The sequence below is a fragment of the Hydrogenobaculum sp. Y04AAS1 genome (assembly GCF_000020785.1).
GTDB lineage: Bacteria > Aquificota > Aquificia > Aquificales > Aquificaceae > Hydrogenobaculum.
Genome location: NC_011126.1, coordinates 185,771 through 201,667, shown reverse-complemented (window position 1 = coordinate 201,667; position 15,897 = coordinate 185,771). Strand labels below are relative to the sequence as shown.

Below are 15,897 nucleotides of genomic sequence, written 5' to 3'. Positions count from 1 at the left end.
TTATTAAATGGGTTTAAGATTTTTAAGCGCTGGTGAGTCTCATGGACAAGCTCTTATATCTATATTAGAAGGGTTGCCATCAAACCTTGAAGTGGATATAGATTTTATAAACAACGAACTAAGAAGAAGACAAGGCGGATACGGAAGGGGCGGGCGTATGGCTATAGAGCAAGATAAAGCCAATATCTTATCTGGGGTTAGGTTTGGAAAAACCACCGGTGCTCCTATAGCCATAGAGATAAAAAACAAAGACTGGGAAAACTGGCAAAACAAAATGGCTCCTTTTGGTCAAAAACCAGAAGATTTTAAAGATTTTACAAGGCCAAGACCTGGACATGCTGATTTGGTAGGTGGTATAAAATACAATCAAAAAGACTTAAGAAACGTCTTAGAAAGGGCTTCTGCCAGAGAAACCGCTTCAAGAGTAGCAATAGGTGCTTTTTGTAAGCTTTTATTAAAAGCTTTAAACATAGAAGTTTATAGCTATGTCTTAAGCGTTGGGAAAATATCTGCAACGCCACCATCTGACGATCCTTTTATCAATGCCAAAGAAGCTGAAAAATCTGTCTTAAGGTTTGTAGACCCAGCCAAAGACCAAGAAGCAATAGAGTATATTGACAAAGCTAAAGAACAAGGGGAAAGTCTTGGGGGAATATTTGAGGTAGTAGCTGTAAATGTACCGCCTGGGCTTGGGTCTTACATACAATGGGACAAAAGAATAGATGGGGATATAGCAAAAGCTATGATGAGCATTCAAGCTATAAAGGGAGTGGAGATAGGGCTTGGTTTTAAGGGGGCTACGCTTTTTGGATCAGAAGTGATGGATGAGATAGGATACGAAAACGGTTATATGAGATATTCAAACAATCTCGGTGGCACCGAAGGTGGTATGACAAATGGAATGCCTATAGTAGTAAGGGCTGCCATGAAACCCATACCTACTCTTATGAACCCTTTAAGAAGCGTAGATATCATCTCAAAAGAACCGATAAAAGCCAGCAAAGAAAGAAGCGATGTAACAGCCATAGCAGCTGCTTCAGTGGTAGGAGAAGCCATGCTTAGTTTTGTAATAGCTCATCATATATTAGAAAAATTTGGCGCAGATTCCATGGAAGAGCTTATAATAAATTACAACCAATACCTTGAATACGTGAGGTCATTTTAATGAAAATAGCTATACCAATAACCGATGAAAATTTTGATGAGGTTTTATTAAAAGCCAGAAATGCGGATATCTTAGAATTTAGAGTAGATTCTTTTACAAACAAAGATATAAGCTTTGTATCTGGGCTTTTAAAAAAAGCAAAAGAAAATGGTTTTGAAACGATACTTACTATAAGAAGTGAAAAAGAAGGTGGGGCTTATGTAGAAAACAGAGTAGAAATGTTTGAAAAACTTATGCCTTTATCTGATTATACAGATATAGAGCTTTCTTCCACAGATATAATAGCCTATATATCAAGACTCTCTAAAGAGTACAACAAAAAGCTTATCGTCTCTTATCACAACTTTGAAATGACACCGGCAAACTTTGTTATAAAAGAAACCATAAGAGAAGCCTTAAGATATGGAGATATTCCAAAAATCGCCCTAAAAGCAAACTCCTATGAAGATGTGGCAAGGCTTATGTGTAGTGCTATCGATATAAAAACACCAAAAATACTCATATCTATGGGAGAGTTTGGCAAAATCTCAAGAATAGCTGGATTTATCTTCGGTTCTTTCATAAGCTACGCATACTTGGAAAAACCAAACGCCCCTGGACAGCTTTCTTTAGAAGAGATGCTTAAGCTAAAAGAAATGTTTTATTTAAGATAATATGCCATAACTTTAGAGCAGTGAAACCGCATTTTACTATTGCGTGGCATACTTGTCGTAGGTTGATGAAAAAACAGGCATATACGATGTAAGAAATGCCAAGCACACTATGGCAGAATCCTCTTTTACATTTCCAGATTCATCGTAAGCTCTTAGCTGTATATAATAACTCCAAGATTTTAAATTCATAGTTTAAAATTTAGATTTAGTTTAAGTTTATGCTATGATTTTTCATATTAAACTTTTCTAACATTTGGCTTTTAAAATCCAAAAACCTACCTTGGATTATAGCTTCTCTGGCTTTTTTGGTAAGATTTAAGAAAAAGTGAAGATTGTGAATAGTATTTAAAATATAAGAAGATATTTCCTCCATCATAAAAAGATGTCTCAAATAAGCCCTTGAAAAGTTTTTACAGGTATAACATTCACATTCTTCATCCACAGGTCTTGGATCTTCTTTATAACGCTCATGTCTTAAAACAAGTTCACCTTTTGATGTGTATAAAAGCCCAGTACGGGCGTTTCTTGTAGGAATCACACAATCAAACATATCTATTCCAAGAGAAATGGCTTCCAATATATCCTCTGGTTTTCCAACGCCCATAAGATAATGGGGTTTATCAAACGGCAGTTCTTCTACAACGTAATAGGTCATAGAATACATGATATCTTTTGACTCCCCCACAGACAAGCCACCGATAGAATAACCATCCATATCAAATTCTACAGTAAGTCTTGCAGAAAGCTTTCTTAAATCTTTATATTCACCGCCTTGAACAATGCCAAAAAGCATTTGGTCTTTTCGTTTTTTGGCTTTTTTGGAACGCTCTAGCCATCTTATAGTCCTATAAAGAGCTTCTTTGGTATATTCGTAAGAAGCCGGTAAAGAGATACACTCATCTATTGGCATCATGATATCTGAGCCAAATATCTCTTGAATTTCTATCACTTTCTCAGGGCTAAAAAGATGTTTATCCCCTTGAAGGTGGTCTTTAAAATAAACTCCATCATCTGTTATCTTGACGTTTGAGCTATTTTTCTTAGACAAAGAAAATACTTGAAAACCACCGCTATCTGTAAGAATAGGCTTATTCCAGTTGATAAATTTATGAAGACCACCAAACTTTTCTATAAGCTCAGGTCCTGGCCTTAAGTAAAGATGATAGGTATTTCCAAGGATGATTTGAGTACCAAGCTCTTCTAACAAACGGTGAGTCATGGCTTTTACAGTACCCTTTGTACCCACCGGCATAAAAACAGGTGTTAATATATCACCATGTAAAGTTGATAATATACCAGCCCTTGCTAAACCATTGGTTTTTTCTATCTTAAACATCAACTAAATGTCAATCCGCAGATAAAATAGCACCCTCTGAAGCATCTTTTACAAATTTCCTATAACGCTTGAGCCATGAGCTTTTAATAAGTTTTTCCTTTGGTTTAAAAGCTTTTAAACGAGCATCAAACTCTTCTTGAGATATCAAAAGCTCAAGCTTTCTATTTGGTATGTCTATAAGTATTTCATCACCGTCTTGAACTATACCAATAGGGCCACCAGCTGCTGCTTCTGGAGATATATGCCCTATACAAGCACCTCTAGTACCACCTGAAAACCTTCCATCTGTAATAAGGGCCACAGAACTTCCAAGACCCATACCCATTATGGTGGAAGTGGGGCTTAGCATCTCCCTCATACCAGGACCACCTTTTGGACCTTCGTATCTTATGACCACTACATGGCCGGGTTTTACCTTTCCACCCCTTATACCTTCTATGGCTTCTTCTTCGGAATCAAAACATATGGCTTTCCCTTTGAACTGCAGCATCTCTTTGGCAACACCAGCAGTTTTTACCACGCTTCCTTTGGGTGCCAAATTACCAAATAGTATGGCAAGACCACCGTCTTTTGAATAAGCGTTGTCTATACGTCTTATGACGTTTTCATCCATTATTTCTACATCTTTTACGATCTCTTCTATGGTTTTTGTAGTCACCGTTCTTTGTTTACCGTCAAATAAACCATTTCTAAGAAGTTCTTTCATGATAGCACTTATTCCACCAGCTCTATCAAGGTCATCCATATGATAATCTGAAGAAGGGGATATTTTGCAAAGCGTAGGTGTTTCTCTTGAAATTTTATCTATATCTTCCATTTTGTACTCTATACCAGCCTCTCTTGCAATAGCCAAAAGATGAAGCACTGTGTTGGAAGATCCACCCATAGCTATATCAACTCTAAAAGCATTGTCAAAAGATGCTTTTGTAACTATATCCCTTGGTTTTAAATCTATCTTTACAAGTTCTACTACTTGTCTAGCAGCTTGCCTTGCAAGCATTTCTCTTCTTGGGTCTATGGCTAAGGTGGTACCGTTTCCTGGAAGTCCAAGACCAAGCACTTCAGTAAGGCAGTTCATAGAGTTTGCCGTAAAAAGCCCAGAACAAGAACCGCAAGAAGGACAAGCGTTTTGCTCTATAACAAGAAGATCTTTTTCTGTTATCTCACCTTTGTTTAGCTTGCCAACCCCTTCAAAAACAGATATAAGATCTACTTTTTTATCTCCTATTTTACCAGCAGCCATGGGACCGCCGCTTATAAACACCGTAGGCACGTTTACTCTAAGAGCACCCATTAGCATACCGGGGACTATTTTATCGCAGTTTGGTATGCAGATAAGACCATCAAGCTGATGAGCTTCTACAACGGTTTCTATAGCATCTGCTATAAGTTCTCTACTAGGTAAAGAGTAGTGCATACCGTAATGTCCCATAGCTATACCGTCATCTACACCTATGGTGTTAAACTCTACTGGTATAGCACCGGCTTTTCTAATCTCTTCTTTTATAGGTTCTACAAATTCTCTAAGATGCACATGCCCAGGCACAATATCTATATAAGAATTAGCAACACCTATGATGGGTTTTCCAAAATCCTCATCTTTAAAACCACAAGCCCTCAATAAAGATCTATGCGGGGCTTTGTCATAGCCTTTTTGTATTATATCGCTTCTCATAAAAACCTCCAAACTTTAAATATTTACAAAGGATTTTTGTTCTTTCTTGGCAAAATCCTCTGGGAACTTTTCCATAGCTTGTTTGATAAGTCTACTAGCCACAGCGCCAAGACCACAAACAGAAGTGGGTTGAATATACTTTGTCACAAACCTAAGACCTTCCCAAGTCTTTGGTGTGGCTTCGTCTTTTTCTATCTTGTCAAGAAGATAAGCTTGCTCGTGGCAACCTATACGGCACGGTGTACAAAAGCCACAAGTCTCATGTTCATAAAACTCAGCTATCTTATAACAAGCATTCACTATATCATCTTCTTCAGTTAGCACTATCACAGTACCAGTACCACCAAAGCCAAACTGTGAGTAATCCATAGGAGTATCTAGTTCACTCACGCTAAGACAATCAAGAGCTCCAGAAAATACAGCCTTTATAGGAACGTTTCTAATAGTCCCACCAGCGTATTTAAATATAACCTCTCTTAGGGTTGTATTCATGGGGAGTTCATAAACACCTGGCTTTTTCACCTTCCCGCTCACTGGAAAAAGCTTAGGACCAGGATAATCCATAGGGCCTATCTCTTTATAGCCTTCAGAACCTAAATTTATAATAATAGGAATATTTGACAACGTTTCTACATTGTTTACAACTGTAGGCCTACCCCATAAGCCCACCTGGACTGGAAAAGGTGGTTTTAGCCTTGGATGCCCTCTTTTACCTTCTATAGAGTTAAGAAGAGCCGTCTCTTCACCGCAGATATAAGCACCGGCTCCTCTTGAAACAAGTATTTCAAGATCAAAACCAGAGTTTAGTATATTTTTACCCAAAAAACCTTCTTTTTTTGCTTCTTCTATGGCGTTTCTTAATATATAATAACCGGCTGGATACTCGCCTCTTATGTATATGTAAGCTCTGTTGACCCCAAGAGCGTAAGCGGATATAATCATACCCTCCAAAAGTAGATGAGGATCCCTTTCTATAATAAGCCTGTCTTTAAAAGTGCCTGGCTCTGATTCATCGGCGTTGCACACCAAGTATCTAGGAGCTTTGTTTTGAAGACAAAATTTCCACTTTCTACCAGTAGGAAAACCTGCTCCGCCTCTTCCTCTTAAATTGCTGTTGTCTACTTCTTCTACTATGTCTTCAGGCTTCATGCTTAGGGCTTTCTCTAACGCAAGATATCCATTGTCTTTTAAGTATTCTTTTATATCGGCGGTTCGCTTGCGTTTGGCTCTTTTAAGAAGAAGGTTTAGCTCCGTTTCAGCGTGTATATTAGCTATATTTGGCAAGTATTTCATGAAGCTTCTCCTTTGATTCATACCTATACGTATCGTTGTCTACCATGAAAACCGGTGCTTCTGAGCAAGCACCAAGGCATTGGACTTCCACAAGCTTAAACATGCCATCTCTTGTCACTTGGCCTGGCTCTATACCAAGAAGTTCTTTTACAGCGTTGAAAACTTTGTGGCTTTTAAGAAGATAGCAAACTATGCTATTGCATACGTATATGCGGTGCTTGGCTTTTTCGCCTGTGTCAAACATTTCATAAAAAGCCACCACACCTTTTATATGATGAAGCGGTATATCTAAAATCTCTGAGAGCTCTTCCAAAGCCTCTTCTGGTATGTGGCCAAGGTGCTCTTGAATAGAGTGAAGAGAAAGCAGCATAGCCTCTTCCTTAGACCCAAAATACTTTATATGACCTTCTATAGCCTCTTTTATCTCTTGAGTTAGCATATATACATTTTAAGCTTTTATAGTTATTTTTGCAACTTAATTTATATCAAAATCTCAATACGATTTTTACCGCTTCTTTTTGCGTAGTAAAGAGCTTTATCAGCCCTCTCGATGGCTTTTTCAAGACTATCGTCTTCTTCTTTTAACTCCGTTAGACCCATGCTTACGGTAAACTTAACAATATTATCACCTTCTTTTATTTCAATATTTCTTATCTTGTTAAGTAGCTTTTCACAGGCTAACTTAGCTTCGTTTAAATGAGTATGGGTAAACAATATTAAAAATTCTTCACCACCCCATCTAAAGGGTATATCGGATTTTCTAACATTATCCAAAACAACCTTGCCAAGCTCTTTTATCACCTTATCACCAATAGGATGGCCGTAAGTATCGTTTATTTTCTTAAAATCATCTATATCAAACATGCATAGAGATAGCGGTATTTTATACCGTCTTGACCTAGCAAATTCATAATTTTTGATATCGTTAAACTTTGCCCTATTGTAAAGGTTAGAAAGCTGATCTTTTGTAGATTTTTCATAAACCTCATATACTTTGTCTGTAAGAAGCTTTTCATAGTAAGATAAAGAAACTACTTCTGAAGCAAAATGGGAAAACTTTACAAAAGAAGCGGTAAGACCAAAGATATCAATGGATTCATTTTGATGATCATCTTTATACTTTCTTATAGCGTCTATAGTATACGAGGATAAAATATTTTGAGCTTTGTAAAAATCAAAGATATTTTCACTTTCTTTTTCCAAAGCAAAGCCAAGTTCTATACAATCTAAAATAAAGCTATAAACAGCGCCTTCAGTAAAATTGCAAAATAAATCCAGAAACTTGTATATAAAATCCTTTAGATAATCAAACATTGGACTTATGCGTTTTTTAAGACATTCGTCGGTGTCCAAAATTATATGTTTAACTCTACAGAAATTCTTAATATCTTTATCGGTTATCCCAAAATTTTTCAAAATATTCAAATCGTAATAAGTTTGCTGGTTATGGTTTTCAAAAATCCCAGCATTATTTTGCGCTTCAAATAGCTCCAAGAATATGTTAGCAGCATCTTTTTTAATATGATATCTCTTTAAAAGCTCAAACAATCTAGTTTTATAGTCTATCATAATATACCCCGTATTTTTTCAAGCATAAGCTCTTGTGGTAATATTATATCATTTTCTTCGGTTTTTATACAAAAAGAAGATATATTTTTTGAATAGCTTTCTAAATCATTTAGAACATTTTCTAAGGCTTTTATAAGACTATCATAATCTAATTTAGATTGTTCTATAAGCTGAGCCCCGCCTAAATCTTTTATCTCCAAAGCATTGAAATACTGATGGTTGTATGCAGCATACGGATATGGTACAAGCACAGCCGGAAGACCCAGCGTAGCCATCTCATACACAGTACTTGCCCCAGCACGAGATATAGCTACATCGCAAGCTCTCATAAGCTTATACATCTTTTTAAAAAAAGGAAAAACCTTCACTCGTTTTAGGCTTTTAAGAGCGTTTGAAACCTCTTCGTAGTTTTTTTCACCTGTTAGGATGATGCCATTAAAGTTTGTTTTTTTGAAAAAATCTATAGCTATATCGTTTAAAACCTTTGCCCCTTGAGAACCACCCATTACCAAAACACAAGGGCTTTCTATACCAAACTCCTTTTGAAGTTCTTTTTTATCGTAAAAGCTCAAAAACTCTTTTCTAATAGGCATACCTACTCTAAAAGCATTTTTAAAAAACTTAGAGGTATAGGAAAACGTCGTAAAGCATAATTTAGCTTTTTTGGAAAGAGATTTATTCGTAAGGCTTGGAATGGTATTTTGCTCATGAAGAAAAAGGGGCATTCTTTTTAATATACTCAAAGCCCCTACGGGTAAAGATGCGTATCCACCAAACACAACTCCTATAAAATCGTCTTTAATATTTTTATTTAAAAAGTATACAGATTTTCCCATAAGATAAAGAGATTTTAACTTATCAAGATATCTTTTACCAACAAAGCCTTTTGTATCAAGAAAAATATTTTTAGAGGGTATATCTTCTTGAAGTTTTTTCTCTATACCATAAGAAGAGCCCACATAGAAAGAATTTATATTCTTTTCTTTTAAAAGCTCTAAAAAACTAATGGCAGGGAAAAAATGTCCACCGGTTCCACCGCCTGATACTAAGAAAGTTTTTTCCATGGTTTCTTTTCTTTTCTATAAACAGACATCACAAGACCTATAGCCAACAGGTTGGCAAGCAAATTTGAGCTTCCATAACTTATAAATGGTAGAGCTATACCTTTTGAGGGTATTACATTCATAGCCATCATCATATTCCATATGGACTCCGTAGCTATATACATACCTATGCCAAACGCAATAAGCTTACCAAAGCTATTTTCAGCAAAATTTGATATTTTAAATATTCTGTAAACCAGTCCAGCATATAAAAGAACCACAAACAAAACCCCCAAAAATCCCCATTCTTCACCTATTAGAGCAAGAGCATAATCTGTATCTATTTCTGGAAGATAACCCTCTTTCTGAATACCCTCCCCTATACCAACACCCAAGAGTTTACCGTGGGCAAAAGCAAAAAGAGACTGTATAATTTGATAGCCTTTTGTGTTTGCCTTGGCAAAAGGATTTAACCATGCCGCAAAACGACCTTCCACATAGTTTCCGCCAGTTTTTAAAAGTAAAAAAAGAATCCCAAGCACACCAAACATAAACGTTGCCGGATATAAAACCCTAGGAGGAGCGTTGCCTATCCAAAGCATTATAAAAGCAATAAAAAGTAAAAAAATAGCGCTTCCCCTATCTGGTTCTAAAAATATCAGAAAAGACTGTAAGGCCACCAAAAAGGAAGCAAACAAAAGCTCCTTCGTAGCACTAACCTCACCTTTTCTACTTATATAGTAAGCTAAAAAAACAATGTTTATAATCTTTGAAAATTCCGACACTTGTAAACTTCCACCAAAAAGCCATCTATTTACAGGCATATGTTTGGCATACTTTATTAAGAGCACCACTATGAGTAGAAAAATGTTTAAAGATATGATACTATATATGGCCTTTGGGTTTTTAAGCTTTTCGTAATCAAATTTAGTAATCAAAGCAGCCATAAAAAAGCCTACAATACCAATACCAAATTGAAATATAAGTTTTTTATAAGCAGAAAAGCCAAGTTTTATAAATACACTACCCACCAAACTTGCACTTGCTATATTTACAAGACCTATTATGTATAAAAGCAACACACTTACAAGTATGATTTCATCCCATTCTTTAATGTAAAACCTCATTTATCACATATTATACAGCAATTTCTCGAAGGCTACGCCATATGTTAAAGATGGATATTGGGTAGTTTAGAATTTCAAAAATTTTATTTTCATCGGGGTATGTGCTTTTGTGAGAATTTCTATAATCTCTTAAAGCTATTACAGAAACAACACCGTGATATTCAAGACACCACTCCACCACGCTAAGACCACCGTTGTAAGCCATCAAAGAATAGGCTAGTATCTCCTGCCTTGGTAACATGGGTTCTTTCTTGGAAACGGCGTTTATAAGGTATTTCATATAAGTGTGCTGGGCTATTATTTGAGCTTTTATGTCCCATATGCTTGGTATTTCTTCATGTTTTAGGAGCTTTTTCCAAACAAATTTCCAAGTGGATAGTTCAAACTGAGCAAAGCCTTTACAACCTGTTTTAGAAACGCTTTCTTCATTCCACCCAGATTCTTGATAAGACTGCGCCATCAAAAACGCCACGTAGTCATCTTTGTTTTTAAAAATAGCCGGTATCTGCAGCACTTCCTCCTTGTAGAGGTTTTTAACGCTTTTTAGCTTGGTTTTGTCCCACATAGTAAGCCTCCAATCTGTCAAGTCTTCTAAACACTTCTTTGAAAAACCTATCAAGCTCCCTGTGATAGTCTTCTTTTATCACAGATTTCTGCCTTAGGTTTTCTATCTCCTTTTCAAGAGTTTCAAGCTTATTCTTGAAAAAGAACAAAAACAGCCCCACAAACACGTTGATAATTACCGCCGTTAAACTTAAATCTCTCATAAATTTTAATATCGTTAAAAGCCAAAAACTAAAAGTCTCATTTGTCCAAAGAAGTCCAAATAAAAATACTGATACGTATTATGGAAAAAATTAGTAATTTATGTTATAAATAAGATAGAGGTGTCTTATGATTGCAGAAAAAGAGAAGTTCTTAACCATATCGCATAAGATATTCAGCGAGTTTTACTCACACTTTTTACAAGATTACCATGCATCAGCGTTTTTCAACTCACCTTTTACAATTGAAAAACTAATAAAAGCCCAATCTGAAGTGCTTTACAATATAATAAAACTTATCCAAGAAAAAGATGAAGTGTGCCAAAGGCCGTTCTCAGAGCAAGGAAATGGCAACGCCTGGTCCTCAGAGTCGAAATGCGATGATACCGCTCTAAAAACAGCTGAGAATGAGCTTGAAATTATAGCCAGAAGACATTACCAGCTTGGTGTAAATAAAGATACCATGCTTGATTCCATAGATTATTACATAGATCTCTTAAAACTTCATCAAGAAGAGCTTGGGTTAGAAAGTACTACTATAATGAGGTTAAAAGAGATGCTTGACAAAACCACTGCCAATGCTTATATAGAAGGTATAATAGGCTACGCTATCAACTTTATAATAAACGGTGACAACATACATACTTCTTCAAAATACGACTTATTTTTTAAAGAAGGTATAAAAAATAAATTAGAATCTATACAAAAAGCTTTTAAAGAAGTTTCTGAAGAGCATCTCAAAGCTGAGATGCAAAGCCACATTGAGTGCAAAGTAGGGCAGATTCTTCATGGGCTTGGTTTTGACATAATGAGTTTTGGTGCAGAAGCTATTAAGGTCAAAACCATAGAAATACACAAAGATGTTCACACTTATATGAACCAGCTTATAGGTTATTATATTTCAAAAGATTACAGGCATGCTGTTTCTATATCAAACTACGTTATAAACGCTGTATATGAGCTTATATACAACTATGAACTTATCTCAAATCGTTGGAATCAAGACAAAGAAATACTTATACCACAGATATTAAACAACAAAAAGTATAAGGACAAATTGTCTCTTTTAGTGGTAAACTTTTTTGGATCCATGACAGATAGACAGCTTGGCAAACAATGTGAAACAATTTTAGAAATGCTAGAAAGCGTTATTGTCAAACATATGGAAAATTTCAACCAACTGTTTTTCACCAGAGTTAAAAATGAGCTCTATGTATTTTTAAACAACGATCTAACTTACAATTTTGTTAGCTTTTACAACGATCTAATAAAAGATATAGAATTGTTTGCAGAAGATTTAAAAACATCAAATTTTGCGATTGGCAACCATCCAGTATTTTATATATATAAGTTTGATATAAATAGATTTCTTGAAGTGTCTTCAGAAGAACTAAATGAGATTATAAATATAATAAAAGAAGAGTCAAAAACAAAATTTAAAGAACTTGCACCACCTTTGGTGATAGTAGATGTAAGTGATAGAAAGTTAGAGCTCTTGGAAAAAGCAAAGGCAAACTTAGAGCTAAAAGATATCGTTTTAAAGAAAGTAAAAAATAAAGATGTAGATATTTTTGTTCAATGGATATACGATAAAAACTTGAAAAACAGATTTTTTGAAGTGCTTGTAAGGATAAAACAAGGTGATAATTACATACCAGCTTATAAATTTATAAACATTCTCCAAAGAGAAAATGCGATGACGCTACTTGATATAGCCGTTATCGGTAAAGTATTGGAAAATGTAGATAAGATAAAAGCTATAACCAACGAGCTTTATCTAAACATATATCCACCTTCTCTTGAAAACGGTGAAGTAGTAGGGCTTTTAAAAGAACTTGTCAAAACACTATCACAAAATGAGGTTATGCTAAACTTAGAGCTTACCGAATACGCTATCACCACCAACAAAGAATTGTTTGAAAACGATATGAAAGATCATTTACTTTACCTTGCCTTAGATGATTTTGGCACAGGATACACCAATTACGAGCTCATAGGAGAGCTTTCGGAGTCTGGTCTCATAAAAACCATAAAAATAGACGGTGCTATAGTAAAGAAAATATTGGATTCACAGGTCTATATGTCTATGGTGGAAACTATCACCATGTTTTGTAAAAGAAACAAGCTTAGGGTGATATACGAGTTTGTAGACAGCAACCAAATACTGGAAGCTCTCACAAACATTGCTTCGTCTATTCATTTTCCAAAAGAGTTTATGTTTTTCCAAGGGTTTTACCTTCATAAACCAAACGCTTTGGAAGAAGAATACAAAAAGCTTACTGCAAGTCTGCCACGGGATACCAGTATGTCAAGCTATCAACCAAACCCAAAAGACGAAAGCGTAAAGGTTTAACTTTATCGTTGCAACCTTATCAAATTATAATATAATAAAATATCCTTATGTTAATAATAATTGAGGTATTGTTATGATTGAGTTTAGGGTTTGTCCCCATGATACACAAAAAGGACTTGACAAATGGCTTAATATAGCTAAAAAGATAAAAGAAATTTTTGGCCAAGAGGTGGAGCTTAAGCCTTTTAAAAACTTTGACGAAGAATACGCTTATTTTTCTAAGGACGATTTTAAACCAGATATTTATTACGCAAGCTTTGATATGACGCTTTTGCTTTTAGATAAGGGCTATAAGATCATAGGCAAATTTAAAAATGAAAATGATGTTTTTTTGTTGGTAAGCCGAAAAAAGTTTAACGATGAAGAACCAAGCAATATAACAATTGTAGATAAGCTAAATTCTTTTTATGTCTTATACGATATGGATTTTTACGACAAAAATATAGTCTTGTCAGAGTTCTATGATGATGTTGTAAAAAAGGTGATAAGCGGCGAAGTAGAATTAGGGCTAATATTTAAAGAATACTACGATCAATTAGACCAAGAAACCAAAGACAGCATAAACATCGTAAAGGAAATATCTTTGGATGCAGGTCATCACTTCTTGGTGTCAAAAGAATTTTATGAAACACATCAAAATAGTATAAAGGCTTTTATAAAAGCCTTGGAACTGGAAGAAATCTCTGAAGAAAACACGAATAAACTAAAGATATATCAAAAATCTGGAAATATTATCAGAGAATCTGTAATCCGTAGCATGCTTGTAGAAAGCTTAAAAGATATAAACCAGGCGATAATATCTGCTGATACGGAAGAAGAGCTTTTTGAGCGAATATGCCAAAATCTTGTAAATAAAAGCCGTTTTAAATTTGTATGGGTTGGGAAAAAAGAAGGAGAGTTCATAAAACCAGTGCATAAATGCGGTGAAGACGATGGATATGTGGATAGTCTTAAAATAAGCGTAAGAGAAGATGTCCCAGAAGGGATAGGACAAACTGGCATAGCTTATAGGGAAAATAGGATTGTTATAAACGAAAACACATTAACATCAGATCTTATGAAAGCTTGGAAAGATGAGCTTTTAAAAAGAGATATATATTCATCGTTAGCTGTACCTATAGAAAAAAATGGAGAAGTTTATGCGGTAATAAGCGTTTATTCTATTATACCGTTTTCTTTTAAAAAAGAATTTATGACAATATTTGAAGAGCTTAAAAAAGATGTATCTTTTGCTTTGGAGAAGATTGATAAAGACAAAGAAAGTATCGTTTTAAGAAAAGCCACAGACGATGCAAAAATGTGGCTTCTTATAACAAGCAAAGAGGGTCTGATTGAGTACGTCAATCAACATGTTTTAGATTTGACAGGTTATAAAAAAGAAGAGGTGATAGGCAAAAGCCCAAAAATGTTTAACTCCGAATATCAGAGTGATAATTTTTGCGATGAGGTATGGAGAACCGTTTCGTCAAACAAACCTTTTTCTGCAATATTTGCATACAAGACAAAAAATGAAAATGTTATATACATAGATCAGACTATATATCCAGTGGTGCTTAACGACGGAACCATGAAATTTTTATTCGTTGGCAAAGACATCACCAATGAAAAAGTATTGAGCCAAGAGCTTGATAAATACAAATTTTACGATACTCTTACCGAACTGCCAAACTTTTTAGCTTTTAAGTTTTATGTTTCAGATGTCGTTGAAAGCAAAAGATACAAAGATTTTGCTTTGATACTTATAGATATTTACAACATGTCTTTTGTTAACTCCACCTATGGGTTTGATGTGGGCAACGAAGTACTAAAAGAGGTAGCAAATATCTTAAAGCAAGAGTTTAAAGAGGGATTTGTGGCAAGGATCGGAAACGATGAATTTGGCATATTTGTCCCAGATATAGAAAGTGAATCTATTTTGATATATAAGATTAGAAGCCTTTTGGATAGAAAGATAAAAACCTCTAAAAACTATATTAGCATATCCTACAACGTTTCTATCGTATTATCTGATGTTGCTAATACTGATTTTGAAGAAGTTTACAACAACGCCGTTGTCACCCTAAACCTTTCTAAGAAAGAGGGTGAAAACGTTATAAAGTTTTATGAATCTGAGGTAAACACAAGATTACAAGAGTATATAACGTCAGAAAATCTTGTGGAAAGAGCTTCTGAAGAGAATTTGTTTAGGTTTTATTTTCAACCTTATCTTAATTCAAAAGATTTGAAAATCGTAGGTTTTGAATCTCTTATAAGAATAGTAGATAAAGACGGTACTGTCTATGCACCCTATAAATTTATAGATTACCTTGAAAATAGTAAGTATATCATGCATTTTGAAGAATGGGCTTTAAAAGAGATATCTGATAAGATAAGAATATTTAAATCTTTAGACAAAGATATATCTATATCTTTGAACTTATCGGCAAAAGGGATCTTAAGCTTACCAGATGAGGATTTTATTGAAAAATTGGCTTCTGTGCCTGTGGATGTTCAAGATAATTTAGTTTTAGAAATTACAGAAAGAAACATTATAAAAAATGTAGAAAAATCCAAAAAGATATTTAGAAGTATAAAAGAATTCAACAAACATATTAAAATATCAATAGATGATTTTGGCACTGGTTATTCATCGCTGGCTTATCTAAAACACCTTCCGATAGATATACTTAAAATAGATATATCTTTTATAAGAGGTATTGCAACCGATAGGCACGATTTTTCCATAGTAAAGTTTATAACCGGCTTATCCAAAGATTTTGGTTTTAAGACTATAGCAGAAGGCGTAGAAACAAAAGAACAAGTAGATATGCTTTCATCGATGGGAGTGGATTATTTTCAAGGATTTTATTTTGCTAAACCCATGCCAGAAAATGAGGCTATAGAGTTTGTCTTGGAGGATATGAAAAAAAGCAAATGAGT

General features: G+C 34.8%; 14 protein-coding genes. 4 read left to right on the top strand and 10 right to left on the bottom strand.

Going from position 1 to position 15,897, the window contains the following annotated elements:
- The first annotated feature begins 7 nt into the window (after positions 1-7).
- Entirely contained in the window at positions 8-1,165 is a 1,158-nt protein-coding gene (aroC, locus tag HY04AAS1_RS01135) for a chorismate synthase (RefSeq protein ID WP_012513270.1), read from the top strand.
- Positions 1,165-1,818, top strand: coding sequence for a type I 3-dehydroquinate dehydratase (aroD, locus tag HY04AAS1_RS01130; RefSeq protein WP_012513269.1), 654 nt, complete (start codon positions 1,165-1,167; stop codon positions 1,816-1,818). Before aroC ends, aroD begins: the two co-directional genes overlap by 1 nt.
- Before the next feature lie 36 nt (positions 1,819-1,854).
- On the opposite strand, the gene HY04AAS1_RS08400 is transcribed toward aroD, so the two are convergent.
- Genes HY04AAS1_RS08400 through HY04AAS1_RS01085 form a run of 10 tightly spaced genes read right to left on the bottom strand, consistent with a single transcriptional unit; the run spans position 1,855 to position 10,628 of the window.
- Positions 1,855-2,007 carry a hypothetical protein gene (locus HY04AAS1_RS08400; RefSeq protein WP_012513268.1) on the bottom strand — a complete coding sequence of 51 codons (153 nt, stop codon included), beginning with the start codon at positions 2,005-2,007 and terminating at the stop codon, positions 1,855-1,857.
- A 16-nt stretch (positions 2,008-2,023) separates the two neighbouring features.
- Positions 2,024-3,154 carry a tRNA guanosine(34) transglycosylase Tgt gene (gene tgt / locus HY04AAS1_RS01125; RefSeq protein ID WP_012513267.1) on the bottom strand — a complete coding sequence of 377 codons (1,131 nt, stop codon included), beginning with the start codon at positions 3,152-3,154 and terminating at the stop codon, positions 2,024-2,026.
- Between the two features lie 10 nt (positions 3,155-3,164).
- Positions 3,165-4,829: a dihydroxy-acid dehydratase gene (ilvD, locus tag HY04AAS1_RS01120; protein WP_012513266.1), complete on the bottom strand. Its 1,665-nt coding sequence runs from the start codon at positions 4,827-4,829 to the stop codon at positions 3,165-3,167.
- A gap of 15 nt (positions 4,830-4,844) precedes the next feature.
- A complete protein-coding gene (locus tag HY04AAS1_RS01115) occupies positions 4,845-6,122 on the bottom strand; it encodes an NADH-ubiquinone oxidoreductase-F iron-sulfur binding region domain-containing protein (protein ID WP_012513265.1) in 1,278 nt (425 codons plus the stop codon).
- Positions 6,097-6,561, bottom strand: coding sequence for an NADH-quinone oxidoreductase subunit NuoE (gene nuoE, locus HY04AAS1_RS01110; RefSeq protein WP_012513264.1), 465 nt, complete (start codon positions 6,559-6,561; stop codon positions 6,097-6,099). The genes HY04AAS1_RS01115 and nuoE overlap by 26 nt, the downstream gene beginning before the upstream one ends.
- Before the next feature lie 41 nt (positions 6,562-6,602).
- A complete protein-coding gene (locus HY04AAS1_RS01105; RefSeq protein ID WP_012513263.1) occupies positions 6,603-7,691 on the bottom strand; it encodes a GGDEF domain-containing protein in 1,089 nt (362 codons plus the stop codon).
- The gene (gene murG, locus HY04AAS1_RS01100; RefSeq protein ID WP_012513262.1) at positions 7,688-8,755 is read right to left on the bottom strand and encodes an undecaprenyldiphospho-muramoylpentapeptide beta-N-acetylglucosaminyltransferase; all 1,068 of its coding nucleotides are present in this window, start codon (positions 8,753-8,755) and stop codon (positions 7,688-7,690) included. Before murG ends, HY04AAS1_RS01105 begins: the two co-directional genes overlap by 4 nt.
- Positions 8,737-9,861 carry an FtsW/RodA/SpoVE family cell cycle protein gene (locus HY04AAS1_RS01095; RefSeq protein ID WP_012513261.1) on the bottom strand — a complete coding sequence of 375 codons (1,125 nt, stop codon included), beginning with the start codon at positions 9,859-9,861 and terminating at the stop codon, positions 8,737-8,739. Before HY04AAS1_RS01095 ends, murG begins: the two co-directional genes overlap by 19 nt.
- A 10-nt stretch (positions 9,862-9,871) precedes the next feature.
- Positions 9,872-10,426, bottom strand: coding sequence for a transglycosylase SLT domain-containing protein (locus tag HY04AAS1_RS01090; protein WP_012513260.1), 555 nt, complete (start codon positions 10,424-10,426; stop codon positions 9,872-9,874).
- Positions 10,395-10,628, bottom strand: a complete 234-nt coding sequence (locus HY04AAS1_RS01085; protein WP_012513259.1) for a hypothetical protein — start codon at positions 10,626-10,628, stop codon at positions 10,395-10,397. Before HY04AAS1_RS01085 ends, HY04AAS1_RS01090 begins: the two co-directional genes overlap by 32 nt.
- Positions 10,629-10,755: 127 nt before the next feature.
- Here HY04AAS1_RS01085 and HY04AAS1_RS01080 point away from each other — a divergent pair, with 127 nt between their 5' ends.
- Positions 10,756-12,978: an EAL domain-containing protein gene (locus HY04AAS1_RS01080; RefSeq protein WP_012513258.1), complete on the top strand. Its 2,223-nt coding sequence runs from the start codon at positions 10,756-10,758 to the stop codon at positions 12,976-12,978.
- 73 nt (positions 12,979-13,051) lie between these two features.
- Positions 13,052-15,895 (top strand): EAL domain-containing protein, encoded by a 2,844-nt coding sequence (locus HY04AAS1_RS01075; RefSeq protein ID WP_012513257.1) that lies wholly within the window; start codon positions 13,052-13,054, stop codon positions 15,893-15,895.
- The last annotated feature ends 2 nt before the right edge of the window (positions 15,896-15,897 follow it).

Excerpts from the sequence above, each read along its gene's own strand:
- aroC (WP_012513270.1), top strand. The coding sequence starts at position 8 with ATGGGTTTAAGATTTTTAAGCGCTGGTGAGTCTCATGGACAAGCTCTT.
- aroD (WP_012513269.1), top strand. The coding sequence starts at position 1,165 with ATGAAAATAGCTATACCAATAACCGATGAAAATTTTGATGAGGTTTTA.
- HY04AAS1_RS08400 (WP_012513268.1), bottom strand. The coding sequence starts at position 2,007 with ATGAATTTAAAATCTTGGAGTTATTATATACAGCTAAGAGCTTACGAT.
- tgt (WP_012513267.1), bottom strand. The coding sequence starts at position 3,154 with ATGTTTAAGATAGAAAAAACCAATGGTTTAGCAAGGGCTGGTATATTA.
- ilvD (WP_012513266.1), bottom strand. The coding sequence starts at position 4,829 with ATGAGAAGCGATATAATACAAAAAGGCTATGACAAAGCCCCGCATAGA.
- HY04AAS1_RS01115 (WP_012513265.1), bottom strand. The coding sequence starts at position 6,122 with ATGAAATACTTGCCAAATATAGCTAATATACACGCTGAAACGGAGCTA.
- nuoE (WP_012513264.1), bottom strand. The coding sequence starts at position 6,561 with ATGCTAACTCAAGAGATAAAAGAGGCTATAGAAGGTCATATAAAGTAT.
- HY04AAS1_RS01105 (WP_012513263.1), bottom strand. The coding sequence starts at position 7,691 with ATGATAGACTATAAAACTAGATTGTTTGAGCTTTTAAAGAGATATCAT.
- murG (WP_012513262.1), bottom strand. The coding sequence starts at position 8,755 with ATGGAAAAAACTTTCTTAGTATCAGGCGGTGGAACCGGTGGACATTTT.
- HY04AAS1_RS01095 (WP_012513261.1), bottom strand. The coding sequence starts at position 9,861 with ATGAGGTTTTACATTAAAGAATGGGATGAAATCATACTTGTAAGTGTG.
- HY04AAS1_RS01090 (WP_012513260.1), bottom strand. The coding sequence starts at position 10,426 with ATGTGGGACAAAACCAAGCTAAAAAGCGTTAAAAACCTCTACAAGGAG.
- HY04AAS1_RS01085 (WP_012513259.1), bottom strand. The coding sequence starts at position 10,628 with ATGAGAGATTTAAGTTTAACGGCGGTAATTATCAACGTGTTTGTGGGG.
- HY04AAS1_RS01080 (WP_012513258.1), top strand. The coding sequence starts at position 10,756 with ATGATTGCAGAAAAAGAGAAGTTCTTAACCATATCGCATAAGATATTC.
- HY04AAS1_RS01075 (WP_012513257.1), top strand. The coding sequence starts at position 13,052 with ATGATTGAGTTTAGGGTTTGTCCCCATGATACACAAAAAGGACTTGAC.